Raw genomic sequence first — 24,121 nt, 5'->3', positions numbered from 1 at the left:
TTTTCACAAATTCCGTTCCTGTTTTATAACAAAACCTTTTTCCGGCACGTCTTCGTCCTGGAGGAGCCGCACCCGGAAGCCTGCCTGCAAAAGCCTGTCCAGGTTTTCCTTCCGCTGGCCCTGCGCCGTTGACAAGCAATTGGGCTTTACAGATACTTCATAAGCCCCCGGCCCCCTCTTTGACAGTTCCCGCTCCACCCGCTGCAAAAAGATCCGGCTTTCCACTAGCTGCCGGAAAGCCGGGTGGTACGGCCCGGCTATGGCCTGGGCCTCCACCTCCTGCTCTGCGTGCAGCCCCATGCGGATAACCCGCACCCCTGCCTCCTCAAATCTTGGCAGCAGCCGGGCACAGAGGGCCACAGCCTCCTCCAGGGTTTGGGGCCTGTAGGCGCCCTGCCTGTACAAATCCTCCAGCCCTGTGCCAGGCAGTACGACTGTGGGGTAAATCCGGATGGTGTCTGGCTGTAAAGCGATTAGCTTGTCGGCTGTTTCCAAAGCTGCTTGGTCTGTATCGCCGTAAAGGCCTGTCATCATTTGCAGGCCAAGTGAAAAGCTCATTCCCTTTACACGCTTGGCTCCTTCCACCGTCTGGGCGGCAGTGTGGCCCCGCCTGTTCAGGGCCAGCACCCTGTCATCCATCGACTGGGCGCCCAGTTCCACAGCCGTCACTCCATATGCCTGCAAAAGGCGGAGCACCGGCATTTCCACAGCGTCAGGTCGGGTGGAGACGCGAATCCCTGTAAAGCCATATAGCTTCACGCACTCCCGGGCCGCCTGTAAAAGGCTTTCCATATACGCCCTGTCAATGGCAGTAAAACTGCCTCCAAAGAAAGCGATTTCTGCCTGCCTGACCCTGTCTCCCAAAGAGCGGAACGCTGTGTAGGCAGATTCCTTTACATCCTCCGGCGCAGGCTGGCCTGCATCCCCTGTAATGGTATGCTGGTTGCAAAAGCTACACTGGCGGGGGCACCCCACATGGGGCACGAAAATCGCCACATTAAAGTGCTTTCCCCTGCTCAATAGCCCATCAGCTCCAATGCTTCCCGGGCAGCCTGCTGCTCTGCTTCCTTCTTGCTGCGCCCGCCCCCCTTGCCGATTACGTTGCTGTTCAGGCGCACCTCCACCGTAAAGTGCTTGTCATGATCCGGCCCGCTTTCCCCGGTCACCCGGTATTCCAGTTTTTCCTCCGGATTTTGCTGGATAATCTCCTGCAAGGTGGTCTTGTAATCCTTAAAGGGCTTTGCGTTCTGGGCCTTGGCGGCAGGGATGATGAACCGCAAAATGAAAGACTTGGCCCGCTCCAGGTCGCCGCTGTCCAGATAGATGGCGGCAATGGTGGACTCGAACACGTCTGCCAGAATGCTGGGCCTGTCCTGCCCGCCAGAGTGGCGCTCTCCATGGCTTAGCCGTAAAAAGCTTCCCGCCTCCAGCGCCCGGGAGAACCCGCACAGGGAGCGCTCGCACACCAGCGCCGCCCGGTTTTTGGTGAGCTGGCCCTCGGGCAGGCTGGGAAAATGGCCATAAAGGTATTCCGCCGTCACAAAGCCCAGCACTGAATCCCCCAAAAATTCCAGCCGCTCATAGCTTTTGCACTTGTGCTCGTTGGCATAGGAGGAGTGGGTCAGGGCGGTTTCCAGCAGCTTCCTGTCCCGGAACCTGTACCCAATCAGCTTTTCGTATTCTTCCAGAGATCTCATGGAGCCACGTCCCTTTCTCAAAATCAGTAAAGCTAAAGCGCTTTACATTATTCCTGCTTCTTCCCAACCGCTTCGGCAATGTCCGCAATGATGCCAGACCGGGTGTAGTCCCGGGTCAGCCGCAAAGCGTTTTTCACTGTGGCGGCCTTGGCGCTGCCATGGATTTTAAACACAGGCTTTTTCGCCCCCATAATAGGCGCGCCGCCATATTCATTATAATCCATGTGCTTTTTCAGCTTTTTCATGTCATTATATACCATCGCAGCCGCCAGCTTGTTCTTCAGGCCGCTGGTCAGCACCCCTTTTATCTGATCCATCAAGGCCAGGGCCACGCCTTCATAAAGCTTCAGCATCATGTTGCCTGTAAAGCCGTCTGTAACCGCTACATCGCAGCCGTCATAAGGCAGCTCCCGGCCCTCCACGTTTCCAATAAAGTTAATGCCTTTACACTCTTGAAAAAGCGCGTGGGCCTGCTTGCGCAGATCATCCCCCTTGTGGGCTTCATTGCCTACGTTGCACAGCCCCACCCGTGGACTGCGTATCCCCATCACCTTTTCCATGTAGACAGAACCCATCAACCCAAACTGCACCAGCATTTCCGGGCGGCAGTCCACGTTGGCGCCGCCGTCGGTGAGCATAAAGAAGCCTCCGGCCTTGGGCAGAATGGGTGCAAAGGTAACCCGCTTTACACCATGTATCCGCTTCACCAGGGTGGTGGCTCCCACCACCAGGGCGCCGCTGTTCCCAGCGCTGGCAAAAGCGTCGCCCCTGCCCTCTGCCAAGGCCCGCAGGCCCACAGCCATGGAGCTGTCGGCCTTATCCTTTATCACGCTGGTAGGCTCGTCCTCCATGGAAAGCACCTGCCCGGCAGGCAGGATTTCCATTTTGGCAAGCTTGTCCCCTATGCCCAGCTCTTTCCCTGCGGCCTCCAGCCTGTCCTTGTCCCCGGCAAGCAGGATGTCTACTCCCAGTTCCTCCATGGCCTGCGCACAGCCCAGCAGGATCTCCCCGGGGGCGTTGTCCCCGCCGAACCCGTCTACAATAATTTTCATGACCCAGCCTCCTTTGCCCTGAAAAACAATAAAATTCCGCCCTGCTTTCCATTAGGGCTTGTTTGAAAAATCATAAACACCGTCTTTTTGCCCCAAACGGGCATTTCTCTGTGTTGGAAATCCTCGAAAGGCGAAAACATTCCATAAACGGAATGTTCAGCCTTTCTAAACGCATGTATGCGTTTGCGGTTCTTCGCCTTGAAACCGCTCCCTTTGGAACAAAAATTCCGGCACTTCCTCTATTTTCAAACAAGCCCTAAGCCCTGGCGCTTTCCCAATCCACAGAAGCCAGCGCCCGTTCTGCCAGGGCCATATACCGCTGGCGCTTGTCCCGGATTTTTTCCGAAAGGGGCGGCAGCACCCCGAAATTTGCCCCCATGGGCTGGAAGTCTTTCCCCTCATATCCGGAAATATACCGGCTCAAGGCCCCCATCATGGTGGTTTCCGGCAGCACCAGGGTTTCCTGTCCCCGCAGCCGCCGCAAGATGTTTATCCCCGCCAGAATTCCCGACGCGGCAGACTCCATATATCCTTCCACCCCGGTTATCTGCCCGGCAAAAAACAGTTCCGGCCTTTCCAGCATGGAAAAATCCGCCGCCAAAAGCCCGGGGGAATGAAGGAAGGTGTTGCGGTGCATTACCCCGAAGCGGGCAAATTCCGCCTGCTCCAGGCCGGGAATCATACCAAAAACCCGCTTCTGCTCTCCAAATTTCAAATTGGTCTGGAAGCCCACCAGGTTGTACAGGCTGTTCTCCCGGTTTTCTGTGCGGAGCTGCACCACCGCCCAGGGCCTGTGCCCGGTGCGGGGATCCCGCAGGCCCACCGGCTTCATGGGGCCAAAGCGCAAAGCGTCCCGGCCCCGGCCTGCCAGCACCTCCACAGGCATACAGCCCTCATACACCTTTGGATCCCTTGCGTCAAAGCTGTGTACCGGGGCGCGCTCCGCCCCCAGCAAAGCCTCCACAAAGCGCTCATATTCCTCTTTGTTCATGGGGCAGTTAAGGTAATCCCCCTCCCCTTTGTCATACCGGGAGGCTGCAAAGCACTTGCCCATGTCAAGGCTTTCCGCTGCCACAATAGGCGCGGCAGCATCAAAAAAGCTGAGGGCGCCGCCGCACAGTTTTTCAATCTCCCCCGCAAGGGCGCCGGAGGTTAAAGGCCCGGTTGCCGTCACCACAGGCCCTTCCGGTATGGCGGGCGCTTCTTCCCGCCGCACTGTAATGTTGGGGTGCCCTTCTATGGCTTCTGTAGCCAGCCGGGAAAACGTCCCCCTGTCCACGGCCAAAGCCCCTCCGGCAGGCACCCGGCACTTTTCCGCGCAATCTACCAGCAGGGAACCCAGCCGCCGCATTTCCTCCTTCAGAAGCCCCGCGGCGCTGTCCAGCCTTGCGGCCTTTAAGGAGTTGGAGCAGATAAGCTCCGCAAACCCCGGGCTTTGGTGGGCCGGGGAAAACTTCTCCGGCTTCATCTCATACAGGACAACCTTCCCGCCCCGCTGGGCTATCTGCCAGGCGGCCTCGCAGCCTGCCAGGCCCGCCCCCAGCACCTTGATTTCTTCCATGCGCGCCTCCTTCCCGGACTGTCTCATGCTTCCTGCCTCCGGCGGCCCAGGGGGATTTTTTTTAGGAAAAATCCCCCTGGGAACCCTAAAAACCTTTACGCTTCTTCCGCAGGCAGCTTGCCCTCAAAGGTACAGCCCTCTGTAACACAGTACAGCCGCTTATCCTTGGTTTTTTTCTGCAGCAGCACCTTGCCGCACACAGGGCAGTTTTCCTTGGAGGGCGGATCCCAGGAAACAAAGTCGCACTTGGGATACTCGCTGCATCCATAGAACACCCGGCCTTTTTTAGACTTGCGCTCTATAATCTTCCCGCCGCACTTGGGGCAGGCAGCGCCAGTCTCATTGACGATCTTCTTCACGTTCTTGCACTCGGGATATCCGGAGCAGGCCATAAACCGCCCGTACCGCCCGTATTTTATCACCATGGGCTTGCCGCATTTTTCGCAGACTTCCCCGGTCTCGTCCTCTTTCAGCTTGATTTTCACCCCGTCCATTTCCTTCTTGGCCTTTTGGACGGTTTTATCAAAGTCATCGTAAAACCGCTGCAGGGTCTGCACCCAGGCTTCGTCCCCCCGCTGCACCGCGTCCAGCTCATCCTCCACCTGGGCGGTAAAGCGCACGTTGACGATTTTCGGGAAGCGCTCTTTCATCAGCTTGGTGATAACCTCTCCCAGCTCTGTAGGCTTGAAGGCCTTGCCTTCCCGGGCCACATACTCCCGGGTGGTGATGGTGGAAATGGTGGCCGCATAGGTGGAGGGCCTGCCAATGCCGTTTTCCTCCAGGGTTTTAATCAGGGAAGCTTCCGTATACCGGGGGGGCGGCTGGGTGAAGTGTTGGTTCCCCTTTAAATCTTTAATTTTCAGCTTCTGCCCTTCCTCTAAGGGGGGCAAATCCTTCCCCGCCTTTTCTTCCTCGTCTTTGCTCTCCTCATATAAGGCGGTGAAGCCGTCAAAGTGGACGTTAAAGCCCGAGGCCTTGAAAATATATTTTCCTGCCAGGATGGTGGCCTGGCTGGTGTTCAGCACACAGTTTGCCATCTGGCAGGCAATAAACCGCTCCCAGATAAGCTTATACAGCTTATACTGGTCAGAGGTCAGGGAGGACTTGGCCTGCTCCGGGGTCAGGGAAATGGTGGAAGGCCGGATGGCCTCATGGCCGTCTTGGGCGTTTGCCCGGGACTTAAAGTGCCGGGGCTTCGCAGGCAGATACTTTTTGCCCCAGCGCCCTTCAATATACTCCCCCGCCTCCCGGATGGCGTCCTCGGAAATGCGCAGGGAGTCGGTACGCATATAGGTGATAAGGCCCATGGTGCCCAGGCCCTCCACGTCCACGCCTTCATACAGCTCCTGGGCAGCCTTCATGGTGCGCCGGGCCTGGAAGCCCAGCTTCCGGGAAGCCTCCTGCTGTAAGGTGGAGGTGATAAAGGGAGGCGCGGGCTGGCGGTTCCGCTTGCCCTTCTTCACCGGGCCTACCACGAAATCCTCCTTCTCCAGTTCCGCGAACAGCTTATCCGACTCCTCCTGGGAGCCGATTTTAATCTCCCCGTTTTCGTCCCCGTAAAAGGCGGCGGCAAACACCGCCTTGCTGGGCGGGGCGGTGAGCTTTGCGTCAATGCTCCAGTATTCCTCCGGCACAAAGGCTTTTATCTCCTCTTCCCGGTCTACAATCATCCGCACCGCCACCGACTGCACCCGCCCTGCCGAAAGCCTGGGCCGGATGGTCTTTGCCAGGAAAGGGCTTAGGGTATAGCCTACCAGGCGGTCTAAAATGCGCCTGGCCTGCTGGGCGTTCACCAAGTCCAAGTCAATGGCCCGGGGATGGGCCATGCCCTCTGCCACGCCGGTTTTTGTAATCTCGTTAAAGGTCACCCTGTCCCGGGCGCCCTCGTCCAAGTCCAGGATATAGGCCAGGTGCCAGGAGATGGCCTCCCCCTCCCGGTCAGGGTCAGTTGCCAGCAGCACGCCGTCACACTTGGCCGCCGCTTCCTTCAGCTCTTTCACCAGCTTTTCCTTGCCCTTGATAATGCTATACTTGGGCTTGAAGCTGTCCTTCACGTCCACGCTGAGCCTTGCCTTGGGCAAGTCCCGCACATGGCCCATGGAGGCAATCACCTCATAGTCCGGCCCCAAATATTTCTGTATGGTTTTCGCCTTGGAAGGCGATTCCACAATCACCAGCTTCGACATGTTTCCATCTTCCTTTCTTGCAGGCCCTCCCTGCAAACCATATCATATTACAATATTTCCATCCTGTTATAATTCTTTACAAGAAATATATCCCCCGGCCTCTCTTCCCGGCAAAGCTTGAAAGCCGCTTACCGCCTAAGCCGCCGGTAGCGCTTCCCGGAGACAGACTCCACCAGGCCTTCCAGCTCCATTTCCGTCAAAAGGCCCAAAAGCCTCCCGGCAGGAATGCCGGTGTCCGCCCCAAGCTGGGCGGCTGTGAGAAGCTGCCCTTGCAGGGCAGACATAACCTTCTCTTCCTCCGGGGACAGTCCCGGCCCAATAGAAACAGCCCTGCCTGCGGAATCTGCCAGGACGGCTTCCCTTTCCGGCAGGCAGATGTCGTCAAAAATGCCCTCATATTCATCAGGCAGGCACGCTGGCTCTTTCCTGGGAAGGGGAAAGCGCAGGGCATAGTCCTCCAGCACGTCCTCCCCGCAGGAGACAGCCTTTGCGCCGTCCCGCAGAAGGGCCTGGCTTCCGGCATACTCCGCTGCCCCGGCAGGGCCTGGGTATACAAACACGTCCCGGTTCTGGTCGGCGGCATGCCTTGCATATATAATGGTGCCACTTTTCATGGCGGCCTGGATAAGCACCACCCCGTCGCACAGCCCGGTTATCAGCCGGTTGCGCGTCTGGAAGCCGCCCATGGCAGGGTTCCGCTGGGTAAAATATTCGCTTAAAAGGGCGCCGCCCCGCTTTGGTATCTCCTGGCGCAGGGAAGCGTTTTTCGCCAGATAAGGGCTGTTCAAGTCCACAGGCAGCACGCTTATCACCCGGCCCGAGGCGCTCATGGCCCCAGCCAGGGAAGCGGAATCAATGCCCACCGCGCCGCCGCTTACCACCAGAGCGCCTCCGGCGGCCAACTGATATCCTATCTTCCTGGCAGCCGCAACCGATTCCTGCAGGGCTTTCCTGGCCCCGGCAACCGCCACGGCGGGGCCTTTCCCGAACTCCGGCAGGCGGCCTTTACCATACAGTACCGCGGGAGGGTCAGAAATATTCCTGAGGGCCTCGGGATATTTCTCACACTCCGGCGTTAGTACAAACCACCCCACCTTTTCCGCGTATTCCAGGCGTGCTTCCGCCTCGCCCAGCGTAAAGTCGTAAAGGGCGGCAGCCTGCTGATCCGACAAAAACGAAAGGGAGTTCCACAGCCGCGGCCCGCCCTCATGGAATTCCGCCGCCCCGCCGTGAAAGCGCCTGCTTAGCTGCCAGGGCAGGGGGCTTCCCTCTCCAAAGGCATGCTGCAGCCAAATCCAATACGCCCGATAGTCCATTGCTACCCCTCCTTCTTTTCTGTCCCCCGCCGCATTTCCCACAGCAGGATGGTAGCTGCCGCCGCCGCGTTCAGCGACTCCGCCCTCCCTGCCATGGGGATCGTTACCGCATCATGGCAGAACCCGCAGGTTTCCGGGCGCAAGCCGTTCCCTTCGTTGCCGATGAACACCGCGTGGGAGCCTTCCCCGAAATCCACCTCCGTGATTTTCCTGGAGCCATTATCCGGAACGGCGGCATGGAGGGTATAGCCCTGCCTTTTAAGCAGTTCCGCCAGGCGCTGGGGCGAAGGCTCCCTTATAAGCCCTGCCCGGAACACCGCGCCCATAGAAGCCCGCAGGGCTTTGGGGGACAGGGGATCGCAGCAGTCCCCCAGCAGGAACACCAGCCCGATGCCCAGGGCCTCGGCAGTGCGCAGGATGGTGCCCAGGTTCCCCGGATCCTGCAAGTCCTCCAGCACCAGGCAGGAGCGGGCCGGGGCAAAGCCAATAACGTCCTCTTGCAGGGTTCCTGGCCACCGGCATACGCAGAAAACCCCTTGGGTATTCCTGGTGCCGGAAAGCAGGGCCGCCACATGCTCCTCCACCTGGTACGTTTCTCCGCAGGCTCCCAGCACCTCCGTAAGGTAGGGGCCGTATTTCTCCCAGGCCCCGGCGGTAAAAAAGCAGGTGGCAATTGCCAGCCCAGAGCGGGCCGCGTCCTCGCAGAGCCGGGCGCCCTCGCAGAGGAATGCCCGGCTTTCCCGGCGGGCGGCAGCAGAGCTGCCCAGCAGGGCGGCAGAACGCACCAGAGGGTTTTTCCGGCTGGTAATCAGGGGGTATCCTATGCTTTTCTTCTCTCCTGTTTTCACATTGTCACCCTTTCCGGCGCAAGCTGTCCTGCCCGCTTCGCAAGAAGCGGAAACGCCTAAGGCATTGCTGCCTCAGGCGCAGTTTTATCTTTTTATAGGGCGGCTTTGGCCTTCTCTACTAAAGCGGTAAAGGCGGCGGCATCGGCAATGGCAATCTCGGAAAGCATCTTGCGGTTGAGGGTGACGCCAGCCTTTTTCAGGCCGTTCATAAAGGTGGAATAGTTCATGCCGTTCATGTGGCAGGCAGCGGAAATGCGGGTGATCCACAGGCGGCGGAAGTCACGCTTGCGCTGCTTGCGGCCAATGTATGCGTAATTGCCGGACTTCATAACGGCCTGTTTGGCCATTTTAAAGTGGCGGGACTTGGAACCCCAATAGCCCTTCGCCAGCTTCAGAACCTTCTTCCTTCTTTTGCGCGTCATCATCGCGCCCTTAACTCTAGCCATTTATCATTCATTCCTTTCAGAGTATCTCGTTGCGTAATTTCCTGTTCCTGCGCCTTATTTATAGGGCAGCATCCGCTTGACAGCGGCTACGTTGGTCTTGTCGGTAACCGTGGTGCCCCTGGCGTGGCGCTTGACCTTGGGGGTTTTCCCATGGCCGTTGAAAAGGTGGCTAGTGAAGGCGTGTCCGCGGATCACCTTCCCGTTTTTGGAAAGCTTGAAGCGCTTTTTCGCGCCGCTATGGGTTTTCAGCTTCGGCATTTTGCAGTCCTCCTTGATTCGATTCTTCTAAAACAGATAATGTGGGAAAATTATTTAACGGGCTTAGGGGCAAGGAACATCAGCATGGTTCTGCCCTCCAGCTTGGCAGGCTTTTCCACGTTTGCCACATCCGCCATGCTCTCGGCAAACCGGCGCATAATCTCCTGTCCCAGCTCCGGATGGCCCATTTCCCGGCCTCTGAAGCGGATGGAGGCCTTCACCTTATTGCCCTCGCCAATGAAGCGTACCGCATGGTTCCGCTTGGTTTCAAAATCATGGGTGTCAATGTTCAGGGAAAGGCGCACCTCTTTAATCTCCACAGTGCGCTGGTTTTTCCGCTGCTCCTTTTCCCGCTTCGACTGCTCGAAACGGAATTTGCCGTAGTCGATGATTTTACACACCGGGGGCGTAGCCTGGGGGGCAATCTTTACCAGATCCAGGTTGCGCTGCTCCGCCAGTTCCCTGGCCTTCTGCAGGGGCATAACCCCTAACTGGGAGCCGTCGGAATCCACCAGGCGGATCTCCCTGTCGCGGATTTGTTCATTGATCTGCAGTTCCTTGTTGCTAATTGGTAGCACCTCCATCACGTTAATCCTCAAAGTACCTCTCAAAAAACCAGGGCGCAAAAAACGGGCAGAAATCCATCCGCCCGCAAATCAATCCCGCAAAACCCGGACCCAAGCCTGAACAGCCCGAACCCTTCCTGCGCCTATTGACCTGTGGCGGACAAAACCGCACCGGTGGGCAAAAGCCATCGCGCCCTGCCTCTTTGTTTTCCTTTTGAGATTATACGCCCTTTAAAGCCTTTTGTCAAGGGGATTTTCGCAAAGGGAGTGTCCAAAACACACATTTTGTGCTGTCGGCGCAAGACCATGGGACTCTGTCCCACACCCTGCAAACCCTTTTGAAAAAAGGGTTTGATCCTAAAACCACTTATCCAAATTGATGAATTTCTTTCTATAAACTCCTCGCTTTGGACACCCCCCCGCGCTTCTTTCTGTTGCAATTCCCCGGGAAATCCGGTATACTGGAGGGGAACCTATACTGGAGGGGATTGGGATTGCCGGAAAAAGCCAGGGCGCATATTGATTATTTTGATTTTCTCCGCCTGCTTGCCATGTGCGGCGTCATTTTCATGCACACCTCTGCCCTGCTGCTGCAAGAGGAGGTAGACCTCCAGTGGGAGCTGCTGAATCTCTGCACAGCCTTTGCCTTCACCTCTGTGCCCCTGTTTTTGATGATGTCCGGCTATCTCCTGTGCTCCAATGAAAAGACCATGGACTTGGGGCTTCTGCTGAAAAAGCGGCTGCCCCGGCTTGCGGCGCCCCTTGCCGCGTGGACTATGCTGGCAGCCCTGCGGATCTGCATCGCGAACGGCGCCCTGACGCCCCAGGCCTTCTTCTCCAAGCTGGCTGAAGCGCTATCCTCTCCCATTGCCGTGCATTTCTGGTATATGTACCTGATGATAGCCCTGTACGTCCTCTCCCCCCTGCTGTACAGCGCCCTCCAGGGGCTTAGCCGCCAGGGCCACTGCTATGTGCTGGCCCTCATCGGCCTGGTAACCCTCCAGGCCATGCTTACAGCCCTGCTGCCGGACGAACTGGATAAATTTGCCGCCCTGGAGCTGATAAGCCGGCTGCGGATTTTCGACGGGCACCTGTGCACCTTCCTGCTGGGGTATTACCTGGGCCGCTTGGAGCGCCGCGTTCCCAACCGCGTCCTTGTGCCCATCATCCTGGGCCTTTGGGCGCTGATTGCCGGGGGCACCCATGTGCTCACCCTGCAAAACGGCTCCCTTACAGGTCCCTTTATGAACCAGTCCGCAGGCTTTGAGGTGGCGCTGGCAGCCTGCCTTTTCCTGTTCTTCAAGCAGAATGTAAAGAGGAAGCTTTCCCCCAGCGGGGAGGGCCGGGCGCTGGTGGCCCTGGGCCTGCCCATTTACCTGATGCACAACCTCCTTATCGCCGTTTTCAACCACTACCCGGCAACTCTTTTGGAAGCCCTCTGCATGACGGCACTGAACCTTGCCGCCTGCTGGCTGGTGCTGAAAACCGCCGCCACCATCCCTTTTTTGTGCTATCTCCTCACTGGCATACCCTTCCGGGAGGCAAGCCTTTCCTGCAACTGGATATACACCTGGCACAGCCTGCAGGGCTTTTGGAAAAGGCATAAAAAATAAGCGCAGGCAATTAAGGGCGTTGCCCTGTCTGCTTTTGCTGCCTCTTTTTCTGATAAGTCCCTTCTGGATTACCTTCGGAATCCTGTGGCCTTCTGCCGTTTCTTCTTTCGCGGCCAACTTAATGGCATTAGGGCTTGTTTGAAAATAGAGGAAATGACGAACTTTTGGTCAGAAGCGGTCAGATTCCAGGAAAAAACCGCGGGCCAACCTGCCGCTGGTGCTTCCCCTTCATAAACACTCCGCAGTCCGAGTCTGTGGTGCTTTTGGCCACCGTTTTGAAGCCTGCCTTTTTCCCGTGGGCTTCCCAGTCCGCATTCACCTCCACCAGCAGCTCCTCTTGGTATCGTTTTGCCGCTGCCGATACTTCCCGTTTCATTTTCTTCTTCAGATTTGCGTTGGCTTTGATGTGCGTCCCATCTATAAATACCGCCGCCGGGGTCAACGCCCCCGCGCTGCCCGCCTCCTCCAATATCCATTGAAACACCGCCTCTATCGTTTCCTCTGTGAAACGGTGCCGGAAGTTGCAGCGCCCCGCTTAGCGTGCAGCGTAGAAACCGCCGGTACGCCACATCTGTCTGTGCCCTGCGCATTTCCCCCGTTCTAACATCTTGATTATCACCCTGTCCTGTTTTACTGCATTTATTTGAAAAAGCTGGAGGGGCCGCTATAAGCGGCCCCTCTGTTTTCGCTGGGATACAAAAATATCCTGGGTGATTTTTTCCTGATCCTCCTCGGTCAGCCCTAAAAAGCGGCAGCCGTATTCAAACTTCCTGCCCTCTTTTTCTGTAATACGCACCACCTGGCTGAATATGGCTGATACGGGCCTGTCCTCCAGCAGCTTTACCTTCAGCAGGAATTTGTCCCCCATATGGTATTTATAGGCTGAGCTAATGGCTGCGCCCCCCACGCTGATATTCAGCAGTTTGCAGGGCTTTTCCCCTATTCCCAAACCGCTGAACACAGTGGCGGTTGCATCAAGGTTTGTGAGGAGGCGGAAGAAAGCGCGATCATTTGCCACCCTGCAGATCTTCAGCTTCTCCACTGCCCATATTTTATGGGCAGCAGGGGCTATATCCCCCTCCATGTAGACAGCTTTCCGCTGATAGTCGCTGTACCCCCGTATTTTGGCATGAACCGGCCCTTCCCCGGGGTCAAAAGCCAGTTCAGAATACTGGTGCAGATCCGCGCTGCTTTCATGCAGGTTCAGCAGCTTTGCCACAAAAAGCATATGCTCGTTCGCGTCCATTACCTCTACGCGCATACCAGAATAAACCACCATCTCTTCCGCGTCTCGTGGTTTTTCACCTTTCTGCGGCGTCTTTTTAGGCGTTTTCTTTCCGAACAAATTGAACAGTCCCATATGTTCCTCCAGCTTCTATCCTGCGCTCACTTTTCCCACATCTGCTTCAGCCGCTCGTCCGCCCAAACCACCTGGTTGCGCCCGTGGTTTTTGGCGTCATACAGCATGGTGTCTGCAATTTTCAGATAAACAGGATAGGTGTTTTCCGGCGAAGGGACAACCGTAACCCCTCCTATGCTCACCGTAACCCACTCGGAAACAGACGGGTCGTGGGGGATGTGCATCTCCTCCACCGCTTTCCGGATTTTCTTTACGTGCCCGAATATTTTTTCCGAAACATCCCCCATGGAAAGGGCCACAAACTCCTCCCCGCCATACCGGGCCAGGAAATCTGTGGTGCGGTGCAGGTGGGACGAGATGGTTTTGGCCACAGCGGCAATCACCTTGTCCCCCGCGGGATGGCCAAAGGTATCGTTATAAGCCTTGAAGTGGTCAATGTCAAACATGCAGATAGAAAACGGAACCCGCAGCCGGGAGGCCTCGCTCCACTTGGTGATGCTGGTACGCTCATACCTGCGCCTGTTGGCAACCCCGGTCAACTGGTCTGTCAGGGACTGCCGCTCAGCCTGCCTGCGGTAATTGTACAATTTAATATGGGTATTTACCCTTGCCTTTACAATCAGGGAATTAAAGGGTTTTGTGATGTAATCCACAGCCCCCAGCACCAGCCCGTACTGCTCGTTTTTGGCGTCGGAAAGGCTGGTAATCAGGATGACGGGTATGCTTTGGGTGATAATCTCCTCCTGCAGCTTTTTCAAGAGGGTAAAGCCGTCCATGCCCGGCAGCACCACGTCCAGCAGAATCAAGGAAAAATCGCCGTCGCGCACACAGCTTAGCCCATCTTCCGCTGTCTGTGCAATGGTAACATCATACTCATCATCCAGAATAGACTTCAACCGGGCTGACTGCACAAAGCTGTCGTCAACGATCAGTATCTTTTCCATCATTTGCGCTCTCCTTCCTTCGATATGCTCGCAAACATTTATGCCAGGCTGATTTAAAAAAGGATTTTCAGCCAGGTGTATCCGCCATTGAAGTAAATGTTCATTTACTCTGTTTCAAAAATACAATATATAAAGCCTTTTTCCAGAAGCGCACAGCCGTCCTGGCATATACGGAAACCAGCCCGTCCAACATCCGGGTACATGGCATCCTGTTAGAAGAGAAACACCACCGGAAAGCTTCCTCAAACGTCCCGGCCATAAAGCTTGGCGTTTCATTTTGGCTCTTTGCATTATACACTACTCCGCCCCGGTTCGCAATACTTTTTTCCAAATTTTGCAGGCTTTGGAAGGATGCCGCCCGCGGGCAGCAGGACGCGTCTCAAGACAGCCGCCTACAGGCGGGATATAGGGCTTGTTCCTGCTTAGAACAGGATATGATTTTTCTTCCTTCTGTGTGCATGGCGGCGGGATTAGCTATATAGTTAAAGCAGTTTAGAAAGAGGCAACAGCTTTTTTTGAACCAGTAGCAAGGCCGCGCGCTTCAAAATTGGACTGCACCGGTTTTGAAGTGCGTTTACTATATGCCGCCGTTTTCCCCAAAAGAAAAAACAGGGTGCGGAAAGCCGTCACACAGCTATCCCGCACCCTATAAAAGAGCCAGGCAGATTCACCAGCCCAGAGCCTGAGAGGACAATTTACTCGCAGGCCGCTTTAAATTCCGTCCACACCTTCTGGTGCTCCTCCATGGCCTCGGCGGAAATGTTCTCGATCATCTCCATGTTGTCCTTTGAGAAGGAGTCAGGCAGGGTAAGGTAAGGCCGGGTTTCCTCGGAGAGCTTTTCCTCCGCGTCTTTGTTCGTGCAGTAATAGCCCAAAAACTCAAAGCACTGGGCGGAAATATCCGGCTGCAGGATGTAATCCATAAACTGGTAGGCCGCTTCCGGATGGGGCGCGTTTGCAGGGATGAAGCTTGCCATAATGCCAAAGCCAATGCCCTCCTCCGGGAACGCCACCTTCAAATCGGAGCGGGTGGTCAGGGCCAGGGTAGCCTGGGAGGTATACATCACTGCCGCGCCCACTTCCCCGGAAATCAGATCGTCCTGGAGGTTGTCATCCTTAATCAGCCGGACATTGGGGGCCAGCTCCAGAAGCTTCTGCCCTGCGGCCTGGATATCCCCGGTGTCCTCTACATTATAGCTTTTCCCCAGCACCTTTAAGGCCATGCCGTTTATCACCCGGTAGTTGGCAATCAGGCCCACATTCCCGGCAAGGGCGGGGTCCCACAGATCCCCATAGCCCTTTATCTCTCCCCCCACAATTTCGGGATCGTATACGATGGTCTGCACCCCCGCGCCATGAGGCACAGTATACTCGTCCCGGGGGTCAAAGAACTGCCCCTGGTACAGGGGGTTGATGCTGCCCCAGTTGGAAAGCTTTTCTTTGTCCAGCTTCTGGGCCAGGCCCTCCTGTATCACCGTTTCGATGATATAATCGTCTGCCAGCACCAGATCGTATTCCCCGCCGCTGGCGGCCTCCAGCTTTGCCAGCATGGTTTCGTCGTAGTCGAAGTTTGCGTAATTGACGGAAATGCCCGTCTCCTCTTCAAAGCCGTCCAGCACCTCCTGGGGGAACATGCCTTCCCAGGTGTAGAGCACCAGCTCCCCCTTGTCCCCTGCCTTGCCGGAGCATCCGGCAAACAGGGACAGGCACAAAAGAAGGGACAACAGCAAGCAAGTCATTTTTTTCATAGCGTAACTCCTTTTAGATAAGCCTAAAACATATTCCTGATACGGATATGTTCTATTGGTTTTCGGGTCAATCCCTTTTTTCAAAAGGGGTTGCGGGCAGGCGCACTACAGCGCCAGGGAACCCATGGGATCCCAAGGCTCCAGGGGGATGGGGGGCTGGGCAAGCTGGCTTTGGCGCTCTTCTGAAAGATACTTTTTATGGACTACCACCTGGTAGGTGTATTCCGAGAACCACTCGTCGCTCATCACATAATAGCCCTCGTCCCCAGGCTCTTTGCCCCAACTGTTTTCCACACGCCAGCGGGTAGGATTGCCCTTTTCGTCCAGGTTCACCCCCTGGAACACCATGGCGTGGGTCATCAGGCTGTCGCCATAGTCAAGCCGCTGGGCCTTGTTCATGCCAAACTTTGTGCCAAACAGCTCGTCTGCCCGGATGGCCCCCAAGTCCATAATGCCGCTGTCCCGGATAGAGCTTTGGCCCACGTCGCAGCCGAACCACACGGGCTTGCCGTCCTGCATCTGGGCAATGGCCGCGGCCTTCAGCTCCTCAATGGGCAGGTTCAGGTATTTTACAGGCCGGCCCTCTGTTATGTTGCCCAGCATCTTGACGGTATATGTCCTGTAATAGGGCTTGTCGGCAGTGGGGGCGTTGATGAGGCTTACATAATCGTCCATGTTCCAGCCCACATACTTTTTAAAGAACGCCTGCCCGGTAAGGTTCTCCTCCCGGATAAACTCCTTGTCCTTTGTGCGGACCTCCAGGGTAAAGGCCTGGGGCGGCGTGCCTAGGCAGATGCACAGGATGTTGTAGATATCCTGCATCATGCCCTCCTTTTCCCCCCGCAGCGCCTCTATGGACTTCCCGGCGGCATGGCCCTCCCGCAGCACGCAGGCGCATTCCCGCAGCTTTTTCGTCATGTACCGGGTCATCTCCCGGGTGGAGGAGGAAACAGCAGTTTCCGGCATGGCGTCCTTGGGCGCCACGCCGTATTTATTCACCAGGTTGCACAGCATGTCCCACTGGCCCCCGTCCCCCAGGGGATCCTGCAGCAGGTGGGCAACCAGCCGCCCGGCGGTGGGCTCCTCCAGGGTTGCCAGGATGTTCTCCAGGAAATAGTTGGACTTTTCCAGCTTGTCATAAAACAGGGTGTAGTTCTGGGAAAGCTCGAAGGTGTCTAGGTTCAGCTTTTTGATAATGTCAAACCGCATGGTGTTCAGGGCCGCGAACATCCAGCACCGCCCGGTCTGCTTCTGGTTGGTGATTTTCCCCTGCTCCAGGCAGATGGAATACTGGTGCCTGTTCTTCCGGGCCGCCCCGGGATCTATGGCGGACTTCACCACCCCGTTTGCCGTGCAGGCCCGCAGGGCCACGTTCTTTGCCGCGTCCCCGGCAAACGCCTTCCGGTACTGCTCCAGTTGATCCAAAGTAATGTTCTTGTCCATGTTGCTTTACCTCCTTGTATTCTTTACAGGCTTCAGGATTCTTCCTGGGAGCCTGTTCGTTTTTTCTTCGGCGTTCTGCCCAGCCATACCGCCAGGCCGCACAAAACCAGCACCGCCCCGAAAAGCAGGGTGCACAGGGCGTTTATCTCCGGGGTAACCCCGGTTTTTAACTGGGTATAGATTTTCACCGGCAGGGTGTTGGTGTCCACGCCGGTTACGAACACGCTGATAATCACATCGTCAATGCTCATGGCAAAGGCCAGCAGCATCCCGGAAAGGATGGCGGGGGCAACCAAAGGCAGGGTAATGTCGAAAAACACCCGCTGGGGCGAAGCCCCCAGATCCAGGGCCGCCTCCGCAAGGCTGGGATCCATGCCCACAAGCCTCGCCTTCACCAGCATAAATATATAGGGGATGCAGAAGGCCGTATGGGCCAGCACCAGGGTGCCCATGCCAAAGGGAATCCCGATGAGGGAGAAGAAGGCCATAAATACCATGCCCAGAATAATCTCCGGTATCATAATAGGCAGGGTGGAGATATACTCCACAGCGCCCTTGGTGCGCAGCCGGGCCTTTGTCATGCCGTAAGCCCCCAAGGTGCCGATAACAGCGGCGCAAAGGCAGCTTGCGGACCCCAGGATAAGGGAATTGCCCAGGGCTTTAAACAGGGCCTTGTCCCGGAACAGGGCCTCATACCATTTCAGGGAAAAGCCCCCCCATACAGAGCTTATTTTGCTCTCGTTGAAAGAGTAGAACACCACCAGCAGGATGGGCACATACAACAGGGCCAGGATAACCCCCAGGTAAATATTGGGCAGCTTTGTGCGGTTCTTCATGCCTTCACCCCCGCCCTTTCCGCGCCGACACCGCCAGCATCATGGGGCGGCGCATTTCGTCAGCCATGCCGGGCAGCTCCATCATGCCCGCCGGGGGCTGAGGCTCCCGCACATGCAAAAGGGAAAAGCCCTCTTCCAAAAGCCCGTCTATATAGGAAGTAAGGGTGCGGTGGTGCTTCTTCACAGGCTCGCCCAGAAAAACAGACTGCCGCTCTCCCTCGTAAAAATAGCTGTCCACCGGGAAATGGCGGATCTGCCCCTCTCCATCATACACCCAGTCCTGAGGCCCCTGGGCGGTAAACACCGGGTGCTCCGCTGTAAAGACAAACACCCCTCCCGGCGCCAGCCAGCCATATATCTTATGGTATACGGCCTGAAGGTCTGCCACATAGTGGAGGGCCAAAGAGCTTATCACCACGTCAAAGCTTTCCGGGGGGAAAGCCGCCTCCTCTATGGACAGCAGGCGGTATTCCACAGCCTCCCGGGCATTTTTCTCCCGGGCCGCCTCCAGCATCCTTTGGGAGCAGTCTGCCCCCACCACAGAGGCCGCCCCGTGATCGGCGGCCCAGGCGCAGTGCCAGCCATAGCCGCAGCCCAAGTCCAGCACCCGCTTCCCCGCAAAATCCGGCAGCATGGCCTTAAGGGTTTCCCACTCCCCGGCCCCTGCAAGGCCCTCTTTGGAGCGCGGCATATTCCCATACTTTTCAAAAAACACGGGATTGTCATATTTATTTTCCATCGCAGCCACTTCCTTTTTAGAAAACTCCTGCATACCGCTTACACCAGCCCTTCCAGTTCCTTCACGCCGGAAAGCCGCCGGTACAAGAACAGCAGCAGGGTGGTGATAAGCAGCAGCGCCACGGACAGGGCGGCGGCAAAGGGCCAGTTGTGGGCCTTCATAAGCTGCTCCTGTATCAGGTTCCCCACCAGCACCACCTTGTTCCCGCCCAGGATGTCCGCAATGAAGAACAGCCCCATGCTGGGCACAAAGGTGAGGATAACCCCGGACAAAAGCCCCGGCAGGGTCAGCTTCAGGGAGACAGTGCGGAAAGCCTGGAAGGGCGTGGCCCCCAAGTCCCTGGCAGCCTCCACCAGGCTGAAATCCAGCTTTTCCGCGCTGGAATAGACGGAGAAAATCATAAAGGGCACCAATGCGTACACCATGCCCACCACCACAGCAGGATAGGTGTATAAAAGCTTTAAAGGCTCTTCTGTAATGTGCAGGCTGGAAAGAATGCTGTCCAGCACGCCCCCGGCCCGGAAAATGATAATCCATCCGTACAGCCGCAAAAGGGAGCTTGTCCAGAAAGGGATCATCAAAAGCATCATGGTGCGCTTTTTCCATTTTGCCGTAAGCTTTGCCATGAAATACCCGAAGGGATAGCCAATGGCAATCACCAGCACTGTGCTTACCGCCGCCAGCTTTAAGGATTCCCAGAAGGTGGCAAGGTACACAGGCTGGAAAATATCCTGATAGTTCCGCAGGGTAAAGGCCGGCACCACCCCCCAGGTTTCCGCCCGGGTCATAAAGCTCAAAGCCAGCATATACACCAGCGGGCCTGCCACAAAGGCCAGGGTGAAAATATACAGCGGCAAAACCGCTAACGCGCCGCCGCGGGCTTTCCTCTTTTTTTTCATAGGCTCCCCCTCCTTTTACTCTACAAGTCTACCGGGCAGGCAGAAGCCGGCTCCCACTGGATCTTCACTGAATCCCCAGGGGCAAGGCCCGCGTCTATGCCTTGGCGCATGCAGATAAATTCCTCCCCGCCGGAAAGCTCCACCGCAATGCGCAGCATCCCCCCGGAAAAGCTTTTTTCCTTTACAACCCCGGGCAGCCCTTCGTCCCGCCTGTCAAACTCCCTCACAGCCTGGGCCTGCTCTCCCCGCAGGGCCAGGGTGACAGGCTGCCCGGGGGCAAACCCATGGCCCCTTGACAAAAACCGTCCGCCGCCCTGGGTGCCTGTAAAGGAAACCACATCCCCCTCCACCTTTTCCACTGTACCATGGACGATGTTCGCCGCCCCTACAAACCGGGCTACATAAGAGGTTTTGGGGGCGGCATACACCTCGTTGGGCGGGCCAATCTGCTGGAAGCGCCCGTCCTTCATCACCGCAATGCGGTCAGACATATTCAGGGCTTCCTCCTGGTCGTGGGTAATATAGATAAAGGTAATGCCCAGCTTTTTTTGCAGGCGCTTCAGCTCCTGCTGCATCTGCCGGCGAAGCTGCAAATCCAAAGCCCCCAAAGGCTCGTCCAGCAGCAAGAGCCTGGGTTCATTTATCAAGGCCCGGGCAATGGCCACCCGCTGCTTCTGCCCGCCGGAAAGCTCTCCGGGCATCCGCTTTTCAAAGCCGGAAAGCTGCACCAGTTCCAGCATTTCCCCCACCCGGCGGCGGATTTCCTCCTTAGGGGTTTTCCGGATTTTCAGGCTGTAGCCCACGTTTGCCCCCACGTTCATGTGGGGGAACAGGGCATAGCTTTGAAAAACTGTGTTCACGTCCCGGCGGTTCGGCTCCAGCTCCGTTACATCCTGTCCGGAAAGCAGCACGCGCCCCTTGTCCGGCGATTCCAGCCCGGCAATGATGCGCAGGGTGGTGGTTTTGCCGCAGCCGGAAGAGCCTAAAAGCGTGATAAACTCCCCCTGAGAAACTGACAGGCTGATGCCCTTTAAAACCCTTGTGTCCCCAAAGCTTTTTTCTATGTCCGCAAGCTGCAAAAGATATCCGTCCAAACAGACCATCCTCCCAAGGCCCCCGGCGGGGAAAGTATACTAAATCAGTGTAGTTTTAACATTTTCTGATTATACCCGCCCGGGCAGGCTTTGTCAAGGTGTGCGGGGAAGCAAAAGCTTGTTTCCGCAAGAATTCACAGACCAGGGGAATACGCGCAGGCCGCCGGGGAATGTCCAGGGAACCTGCCCCGGCCTTGGGCTTGTTTGAAAAATCGCAAACACCGTCTTTTTGCCTAAATCCGGGCGCTTTCTGTGTTGGAAATCCTCGACAGGCGACAGCCTGTCTTGCGGTTTCCGCCTTGAAAGCGCCTCGCCCTAGACAAAAATCCGGCACTTTCTCTATTTTCAAACAAGCCCTTGCCCCAGCTTAGAAAATCAGGTATACTATTTGCAAAAGCCATAAGGAGAATCCTTTATGAAAACTGCCGCGCTGTTTCTCCATGGCCTGGGCCAGTCTCCCGCAAGCTGGGACAAGGTGCTGGGCCATATGAAATCCCCGGGGCCTGTGTCCTGCCCGGATCTTTTCTCTTTGGCAGGCAGCGGGCCTGTCACCTATGAAAAGCTGTACCAGGGCTTCTGCGCCTTTTGCGAAAAGACAGAAGGGCCTTTGGCCCTCTGCGGCCTGTCCTTAGGGGCAGTGCTGGCTTTGGCCTTTGCTCTGGAAAGGCCGGAAAAGGTAAGCGCCTTGGTGCTTATTGGCGGGCAGTGTGCCATGCCCCGGGCCTTGCTGCGGGTGCAAAACGGCATATTCCGCCTGTTGCCCTCTAAAGCCTTCCAAAGCATGGGCCTTGCAAAAAAAGATGCGCTCAGCCTCACCCGCTCCATGCTGGGGCTGGATTACCAGGGCCGCCTGCAGGAGGTTGCCTGCCCTGCCCTGGTGCTCTGCGGGGAGAAGGACAGGGCAAACAAAAAAGCCGCCCGCACCATGGGGAAGGGAATCCCAAGGGCGCGGCTGGCGTTTATCCCCGGCGCTGGGCATGAGGCCAGCATAGACGCGCCAGAAATGCTGGCGGAGATGCTGGAAACATTTTTTGCGGAAAACCGCGTTGGGGGGTGAAAAGCTTTTCAAGCTTTCGCCTTTAAGAAGCTGTACCGATAGGATTGTGCGGAGATTTTCGAGGAAATTTTGTAGGGTTCAAGGCGGAGAACTGCAAACGCATATATGCGTTCAGAAATACGAACGTTTGAAAAACGTTTTCGCATCGTCGAGGATTTCCAACACGGAAGCCCGCTGAATTTCCCGGAATGGTTTGTGCAGGAGCCTGTTGGTACAGCTTCTAAAAGTTTTCCGGCGGCATCCTGCTGGGAAATAGAGACAGGCAATAACTGGTGCTTGGTCGGGCTTAAAATGAGCCGGCTGAATGGGATAACCGTTAGAATTTAACAGCAGATTGCCAGAGCGGCCGCCTTTATGGAGCTGCCCTTTTTTGCATCAGTAAAATTCCATTAGAGAACATTTAGCAGATACCCCCATATCCAAAGATATGAGGGTATCTCAATATCACCCAGCCCGATACTTTTCTATCTCGGCCTTTATCTTTATCTCTGGCCCGAATAACCGAGTGCCTGATTGACTGCGGCCTACAATGCTCCATCTCACCAATCTGGCGGTAGTTGAGGTCATACTCATGGTAGAGCAGAAACCGCCGCCGCTGGATTTCCGGGAGCGCGGCAATAGCTTTATTGAGCAGTTCCCGCTGCTCTGCATCAAAAATCAATTCCTCAACACTTTTGGGAACTCTGAACGCCCGCTTATAGAGTGTTTCATCCCACAAATCCCAGCCCTCCCTATGCCGCCAATCGGACTGTTGGAGATTGCGGTTTTTGCGCTCCATTTGACGAAATTCCATGAAGAAAGGCTCAGATACCTCCAAATCGTAAAACTCGCCTTGCCCATCCGTAAAGCTGATGAAATACGCTGTTCCGCCCTCGCTATGCACCTCTGTCCGAAGCGTACAGACCTTATCCATAAACGTCATTTGCCCGTCCTCCTACGAAAAAACTGGGTGAGAGGACTTGACCTCTCACCCAGCAGCCCGTAGGGACGTGCGATTTTGGAGCTACCCTTGAAATTTCTTTAATTTCTTTTTCAGTATAGCTATCCGCTTATAAATGGCTTCCGTGGACAGGTGAATGAGTATGGCGATCTCATTGGCGGAGTACCCATTCATTTTCAGCAAAGTGATTTACAGAGTGAGCTTGTCCACCGTCAGCAGGGCTTTGAGCAGTTCCGCATTTTCAATATCATTCAGCAGATCCTCCACCGTGTAAATCTCAGTTGGCGCTTCACTCCCGGCAACACTGTCCAGGTATGTACCCGTATCCTGCAACTTCTCATAAAAGCGCCTGTCCGAATTGAACATAGCCCTGTCCCAAAGGCGAAGCTGTTCGATAGTGTTTTCATCCATGCTGCAGGCCCGCAGCACCTTTTCTTCAGCCAGTTTCCAACGCTTCCATCTGCGTTCTTCTTTGCCATGATTGTATGACATGGCCGTTCCCTCCCATCTGAATTTTTTGAAAATACAGATGGGAGGGCGGGGAGCGACAACCTGCTGAAAAGCCATGTATAAAAGCAACTGCGCCTATCTGTACGGGACAGATAAGAGCAGTTGCTTTGTTAAACGTATTGCTATGATTTAAGAGTTCATCATTAAAGGTAGGGTAGCTGTTATCAGTAGCCAGGATTTTTTTGACAAATCAATATTCAAATCTGGCAAGAACATTCTGCGATCCACAGCGGCTACCTCCCCAAGCCGCCCAGTTCAAAGACGGCGGCACTTTTTACCAAAGTACCGCCACCATGTGGAACCTATATAAAGCCAATATGGAACCTGTGTGAAACGGGAATTTTTTCTTACTCCCTCGGCGTGACTACAATACCGTCCGCATTATCCGGGTCTTTGAAACTGTAAGTGTAGCCATCTGGCAGGGAAACATTGTCAGAGTTGTCCTCGGCACCCGGCTTTGTTCCGGCGTCAATATCAATATCCGTATCATCAATTTCCACGGAGTTCCCCAAATTTGTGTCCTGATCGCTGCCGTCTTTCTGATTGGTACAGCCGGTGAACAGCAAGAAGCAGACCACCATACACGCCAAAATAGCAGTAATTTTCTTCATCACATTTCCCTCTCTTTCAAATGTCCTCGTTTGATTTCCAGCACCACATCCGCCTGTTTTGCCACCTCGCCAGAGTGCGTTACGACCACCACGCACTTCCCGAACGTATGGGCGCTCTCTTTCAAAATCGCCGTGATTTCCCCGGCGGTGTCGGCATCCAGGTTCCCGGTCGGCTCGTCCGCCAGAATGACCGGGGCATCGGAAGCCAACGCCCGCGCAATCGCCACCCGCTGTTGCTGTCCGCCGGACAGTTTCAGCACATTCCGGGTGATCTCGTCCTGCTCCAGCCCCAGCCGTTCCAGAATGGGGGCGGTGTCCAGCTTGGCGGTGAGCCGTACATTTTCAACAGGCGTCATGTAGTCGATCAGGTTATAACTTTGGAAAATCAGCGAGCACA

The 24,121-nt window shown here is 55.9% G+C and carries 25 protein-coding genes; 2 read left to right on the top strand and 23 right to left on the bottom strand.

Features of this window, described 5'->3' with window-relative positions:
* Window positions 1–3: 3 nt before the first annotated feature.
* The 10 genes from VSQ30_RS03160 to infC form a co-directional block, all read right to left on the bottom strand.
* Complete coding sequence (locus VSQ30_RS03160) at window positions 4–1,020, bottom strand: elongator complex protein 3 (protein WP_334461939.1); 1,017 nt, start codon at window positions 1,018–1,020, stop codon at window positions 4–6.
* Window positions 1,017–1,697, bottom strand: coding sequence for a ribonuclease III (gene rnc, locus VSQ30_RS03155; protein ID WP_334461937.1), 681 nt, complete (start codon window positions 1,695–1,697; stop codon window positions 1,017–1,019). The genes VSQ30_RS03160 and rnc overlap by 4 nt, the downstream gene beginning before the upstream one ends.
* Window positions 1,698–1,744: 47 nt before the next feature.
* Window positions 1,745–2,749: a phosphate acyltransferase PlsX gene (plsX, locus tag VSQ30_RS03150; RefSeq protein WP_334461934.1), complete on the bottom strand. Its 1,005-nt coding sequence runs from the start codon at window positions 2,747–2,749 to the stop codon at window positions 1,745–1,747.
* Between the two features lie 256 nt (window positions 2,750–3,005).
* A complete protein-coding gene (gene trmFO, locus VSQ30_RS03145; RefSeq protein WP_161880042.1) occupies window positions 3,006–4,310 on the bottom strand; it encodes a methylenetetrahydrofolate--tRNA-(uracil(54)-C(5))-methyltransferase (FADH(2)-oxidizing) TrmFO in 1,305 nt (434 codons plus the stop codon).
* 95 nt (window positions 4,311–4,405) lie between these two features.
* Window positions 4,406–6,496 (bottom strand): type I DNA topoisomerase, encoded by a 2,091-nt coding sequence (topA, locus tag VSQ30_RS03140; protein ID WP_334461931.1) that lies wholly within the window; start codon window positions 6,494–6,496, stop codon window positions 4,406–4,408.
* 128 nt (window positions 6,497–6,624) lie between these two features.
* Window positions 6,625–7,812 (bottom strand): DNA-processing protein DprA, encoded by a 1,188-nt coding sequence (locus tag VSQ30_RS03135; RefSeq protein ID WP_160643640.1) that lies wholly within the window; start codon window positions 7,810–7,812, stop codon window positions 6,625–6,627.
* 2 nt (window positions 7,813–7,814) lie between these two features.
* Window positions 7,815–8,660, bottom strand: coding sequence for a TrmH family RNA methyltransferase (locus tag VSQ30_RS03130; RefSeq protein ID WP_334461929.1), 846 nt, complete (start codon window positions 8,658–8,660; stop codon window positions 7,815–7,817).
* A 92-nt stretch (window positions 8,661–8,752) separates the two neighbouring features.
* A complete protein-coding gene (rplT, locus tag VSQ30_RS03125; RefSeq protein ID WP_160643643.1) occupies window positions 8,753–9,106 on the bottom strand; it encodes a 50S ribosomal protein L20 in 354 nt (117 codons plus the stop codon).
* Between the two features lie 54 nt (window positions 9,107–9,160).
* On the bottom strand, window positions 9,161–9,364 hold the full coding sequence (gene rpmI, locus VSQ30_RS03120) for a 50S ribosomal protein L35 (RefSeq protein ID WP_160577371.1): 204 nt from the start codon (window positions 9,362–9,364) through the stop codon (window positions 9,161–9,163).
* Window positions 9,365–9,414: 50 nt separating this feature from the next.
* Window positions 9,415–9,948 carry a translation initiation factor IF-3 gene (gene infC, locus VSQ30_RS03115; protein WP_160643651.1) on the bottom strand — a complete coding sequence of 178 codons (534 nt, stop codon included), beginning with the start codon at window positions 9,946–9,948 and terminating at the stop codon, window positions 9,415–9,417.
* Window positions 9,949–10,424: 476 nt separating this feature from the next.
* Between infC and VSQ30_RS03110 the strand changes: the two genes are divergently transcribed.
* Window positions 10,425–11,543, top strand: coding sequence for an acyltransferase (locus VSQ30_RS03110; RefSeq protein ID WP_334461926.1), 1,119 nt, complete (start codon window positions 10,425–10,427; stop codon window positions 11,541–11,543).
* A gap of 178 nt (window positions 11,544–11,721) precedes the next feature.
* Here the strand turns inward: VSQ30_RS03110 and VSQ30_RS03105 are convergent, their stop codons facing one another.
* The 9 genes from VSQ30_RS03105 to VSQ30_RS03065 all read right to left on the bottom strand — a co-directional run bounded on the left by VSQ30_RS03105 (window position 11,722) and on the right by VSQ30_RS03065 (window position 20,606).
* The gene (locus tag VSQ30_RS03105) at window positions 11,722–12,027 is read right to left on the bottom strand and encodes a hypothetical protein (protein ID WP_334461924.1); all 306 of its coding nucleotides are present in this window, start codon (window positions 12,025–12,027) and stop codon (window positions 11,722–11,724) included.
* A 180-nt stretch (window positions 12,028–12,207) separates the two neighbouring features.
* Window positions 12,208–12,903 (bottom strand): PilZ domain-containing protein, encoded by a 696-nt coding sequence (locus VSQ30_RS03100; protein ID WP_334461922.1) that lies wholly within the window; start codon window positions 12,901–12,903, stop codon window positions 12,208–12,210.
* Window positions 12,904–12,929: 26 nt separating this feature from the next.
* On the bottom strand, window positions 12,930–13,850 hold the full coding sequence (locus tag VSQ30_RS03095; protein ID WP_334461920.1) for a diguanylate cyclase: 921 nt from the start codon (window positions 13,848–13,850) through the stop codon (window positions 12,930–12,932).
* 692 nt (window positions 13,851–14,542) lie between these two features.
* Window positions 14,543–15,595, bottom strand: a complete 1,053-nt coding sequence (locus VSQ30_RS03090; protein ID WP_334461918.1) for a polyamine ABC transporter substrate-binding protein — start codon at window positions 15,593–15,595, stop codon at window positions 14,543–14,545.
* Between the two features lie 105 nt (window positions 15,596–15,700).
* Window positions 15,701–17,038, bottom strand: coding sequence for a C1 family peptidase (locus VSQ30_RS03085; protein WP_334461916.1), 1,338 nt, complete (start codon window positions 17,036–17,038; stop codon window positions 15,701–15,703).
* A 32-nt stretch (window positions 17,039–17,070) separates the two neighbouring features.
* Window positions 17,071–17,874, bottom strand: coding sequence for an ABC transporter permease (locus tag VSQ30_RS03080; protein ID WP_334461914.1), 804 nt, complete (start codon window positions 17,872–17,874; stop codon window positions 17,071–17,073).
* Window positions 17,875–17,878: 4 nt separating this feature from the next.
* Complete coding sequence (locus VSQ30_RS03075) at window positions 17,879–18,613, bottom strand: class I SAM-dependent methyltransferase (protein ID WP_334461912.1); 735 nt, start codon at window positions 18,611–18,613, stop codon at window positions 17,879–17,881.
* Window positions 18,614–18,651: 38 nt separating this feature from the next.
* Window positions 18,652–19,512, bottom strand: a complete 861-nt coding sequence (locus tag VSQ30_RS03070; RefSeq protein ID WP_160643278.1) for an ABC transporter permease — start codon at window positions 19,510–19,512, stop codon at window positions 18,652–18,654.
* A 20-nt stretch (window positions 19,513–19,532) separates the two neighbouring features.
* A complete protein-coding gene (locus tag VSQ30_RS03065) occupies window positions 19,533–20,606 on the bottom strand; it encodes an ABC transporter ATP-binding protein (protein WP_334461910.1) in 1,074 nt (357 codons plus the stop codon).
* A 415-nt stretch (window positions 20,607–21,021) separates the two neighbouring features.
* On the opposite strand from VSQ30_RS03065, the gene VSQ30_RS03060 reads away from it, so the two are divergent.
* A complete protein-coding gene (locus VSQ30_RS03060; RefSeq protein WP_334461908.1) occupies window positions 21,022–21,663 on the top strand; it encodes an alpha/beta fold hydrolase in 642 nt (213 codons plus the stop codon).
* Between the two features lie 400 nt (window positions 21,664–22,063).
* On the opposite strand, the gene VSQ30_RS03055 is transcribed toward VSQ30_RS03060, so the two are convergent.
* The 4 genes from VSQ30_RS03055 to VSQ30_RS03040 form a co-directional block, all read right to left on the bottom strand.
* Window positions 22,064–22,585, bottom strand: a complete 522-nt coding sequence (locus tag VSQ30_RS03055; protein ID WP_334461906.1) for an RNA polymerase sigma factor — start codon at window positions 22,583–22,585, stop codon at window positions 22,064–22,066.
* A gap of 207 nt (window positions 22,586–22,792) precedes the next feature.
* Window positions 22,793–23,095: a sigma-70 family RNA polymerase sigma factor gene (locus VSQ30_RS03050; RefSeq protein ID WP_502876180.1), complete on the bottom strand. Its 303-nt coding sequence runs from the start codon at window positions 23,093–23,095 to the stop codon at window positions 22,793–22,795.
* 365 nt (window positions 23,096–23,460) lie between these two features.
* Window positions 23,461–23,724 (bottom strand): hypothetical protein, encoded by a 264-nt coding sequence (locus VSQ30_RS03045; protein ID WP_016321959.1) that lies wholly within the window; start codon window positions 23,722–23,724, stop codon window positions 23,461–23,463.
* Complete coding sequence (locus VSQ30_RS03040; RefSeq protein ID WP_502876267.1) at window positions 23,724–24,110, bottom strand: ATP-binding cassette domain-containing protein; 387 nt, start codon at window positions 24,108–24,110, stop codon at window positions 23,724–23,726. Before VSQ30_RS03040 ends, VSQ30_RS03045 begins: the two co-directional genes overlap by 1 nt.
* Between the last annotated feature and the right edge of the window lie 11 nt (window positions 24,111–24,121).

Source organism: Acutalibacter sp. JLR.KK004 (assembly GCF_036941085.1).
GTDB lineage: Bacteria > Bacillota > Clostridia > Oscillospirales > Acutalibacteraceae > Acutalibacter.
The sequence above is the reverse complement of the archived record's forward strand: the minus strand, read 5'-3'. Positions and strand labels throughout refer to the sequence as shown.

Bases quoted from the DNA above. Each gene is read 5' to 3' on its own strand.
- VSQ30_RS03085 (WP_334461916.1), bottom strand. From the start codon at position 17,038: ATGGACAAGAACATTACTTTGGATCAACTGGAGCAGTACCGGAAGGCG.
- VSQ30_RS03135 (WP_160643640.1), bottom strand. From the start codon at position 7,812: ATGGACTATCGGGCGTATTGGATTTGGCTGCAGCATGCCTTTGGAGAG.
- VSQ30_RS03070 (WP_160643278.1), bottom strand. From the start codon at position 19,512: ATGAAAAAAAAGAGGAAAGCCCGCGGCGGCGCGTTAGCGGTTTTGCCG.
- rplT (WP_160643643.1), bottom strand. From the start codon at position 9,106: ATGGCTAGAGTTAAGGGCGCGATGATGACGCGCAAAAGAAGGAAGAAG.
- VSQ30_RS03045 (WP_016321959.1), bottom strand. From the start codon at position 23,724: ATGAAGAAAATTACTGCTATTTTGGCGTGTATGGTGGTCTGCTTCTTG.
- VSQ30_RS03060 (WP_334461908.1), top strand. From the start codon at position 21,022: ATGAAAACTGCCGCGCTGTTTCTCCATGGCCTGGGCCAGTCTCCCGCA.
- VSQ30_RS03075 (WP_334461912.1), bottom strand. From the start codon at position 18,613: ATGGAAAATAAATATGACAATCCCGTGTTTTTTGAAAAGTATGGGAAT.
- VSQ30_RS03050 (WP_502876180.1), bottom strand. From the start codon at position 23,095: ATGTCATACAATCATGGCAAAGAAGAACGCAGATGGAAGCGTTGGAAA.
- VSQ30_RS03090 (WP_334461918.1), bottom strand. From the start codon at position 15,595: ATGAAAAAAATGACTTGCTTGCTGTTGTCCCTTCTTTTGTGCCTGTCC.
- infC (WP_160643651.1), bottom strand. From the start codon at position 9,948: ATGGAGGTGCTACCAATTAGCAACAAGGAACTGCAGATCAATGAACAA.
- topA (WP_334461931.1), bottom strand. From the start codon at position 6,496: ATGTCGAAGCTGGTGATTGTGGAATCGCCTTCCAAGGCGAAAACCATA.
- VSQ30_RS03100 (WP_334461922.1), bottom strand. From the start codon at position 12,903: ATGGGACTGTTCAATTTGTTCGGAAAGAAAACGCCTAAAAAGACGCCG.
- VSQ30_RS03080 (WP_334461914.1), bottom strand. From the start codon at position 17,874: ATGAAGAACCGCACAAAGCTGCCCAATATTTACCTGGGGGTTATCCTG.
- rnc (WP_334461937.1), bottom strand. From the start codon at position 1,697: ATGAGATCTCTGGAAGAATACGAAAAGCTGATTGGGTACAGGTTCCGG.
- plsX (WP_334461934.1), bottom strand. From the start codon at position 2,749: ATGAAAATTATTGTAGACGGGTTCGGCGGGGACAACGCCCCCGGGGAG.
- VSQ30_RS03095 (WP_334461920.1), bottom strand. From the start codon at position 13,850: ATGATGGAAAAGATACTGATCGTTGACGACAGCTTTGTGCAGTCAGCC.
- trmFO (WP_161880042.1), bottom strand. From the start codon at position 4,310: ATGGAAGAAATCAAGGTGCTGGGGGCGGGCCTGGCAGGCTGCGAGGCC.
- rpmI (WP_160577371.1), bottom strand. From the start codon at position 9,364: ATGCCGAAGCTGAAAACCCATAGCGGCGCGAAAAAGCGCTTCAAGCTT.
- VSQ30_RS03055 (WP_334461906.1), bottom strand. From the start codon at position 22,585: ATGACGTTTATGGATAAGGTCTGTACGCTTCGGACAGAGGTGCATAGC.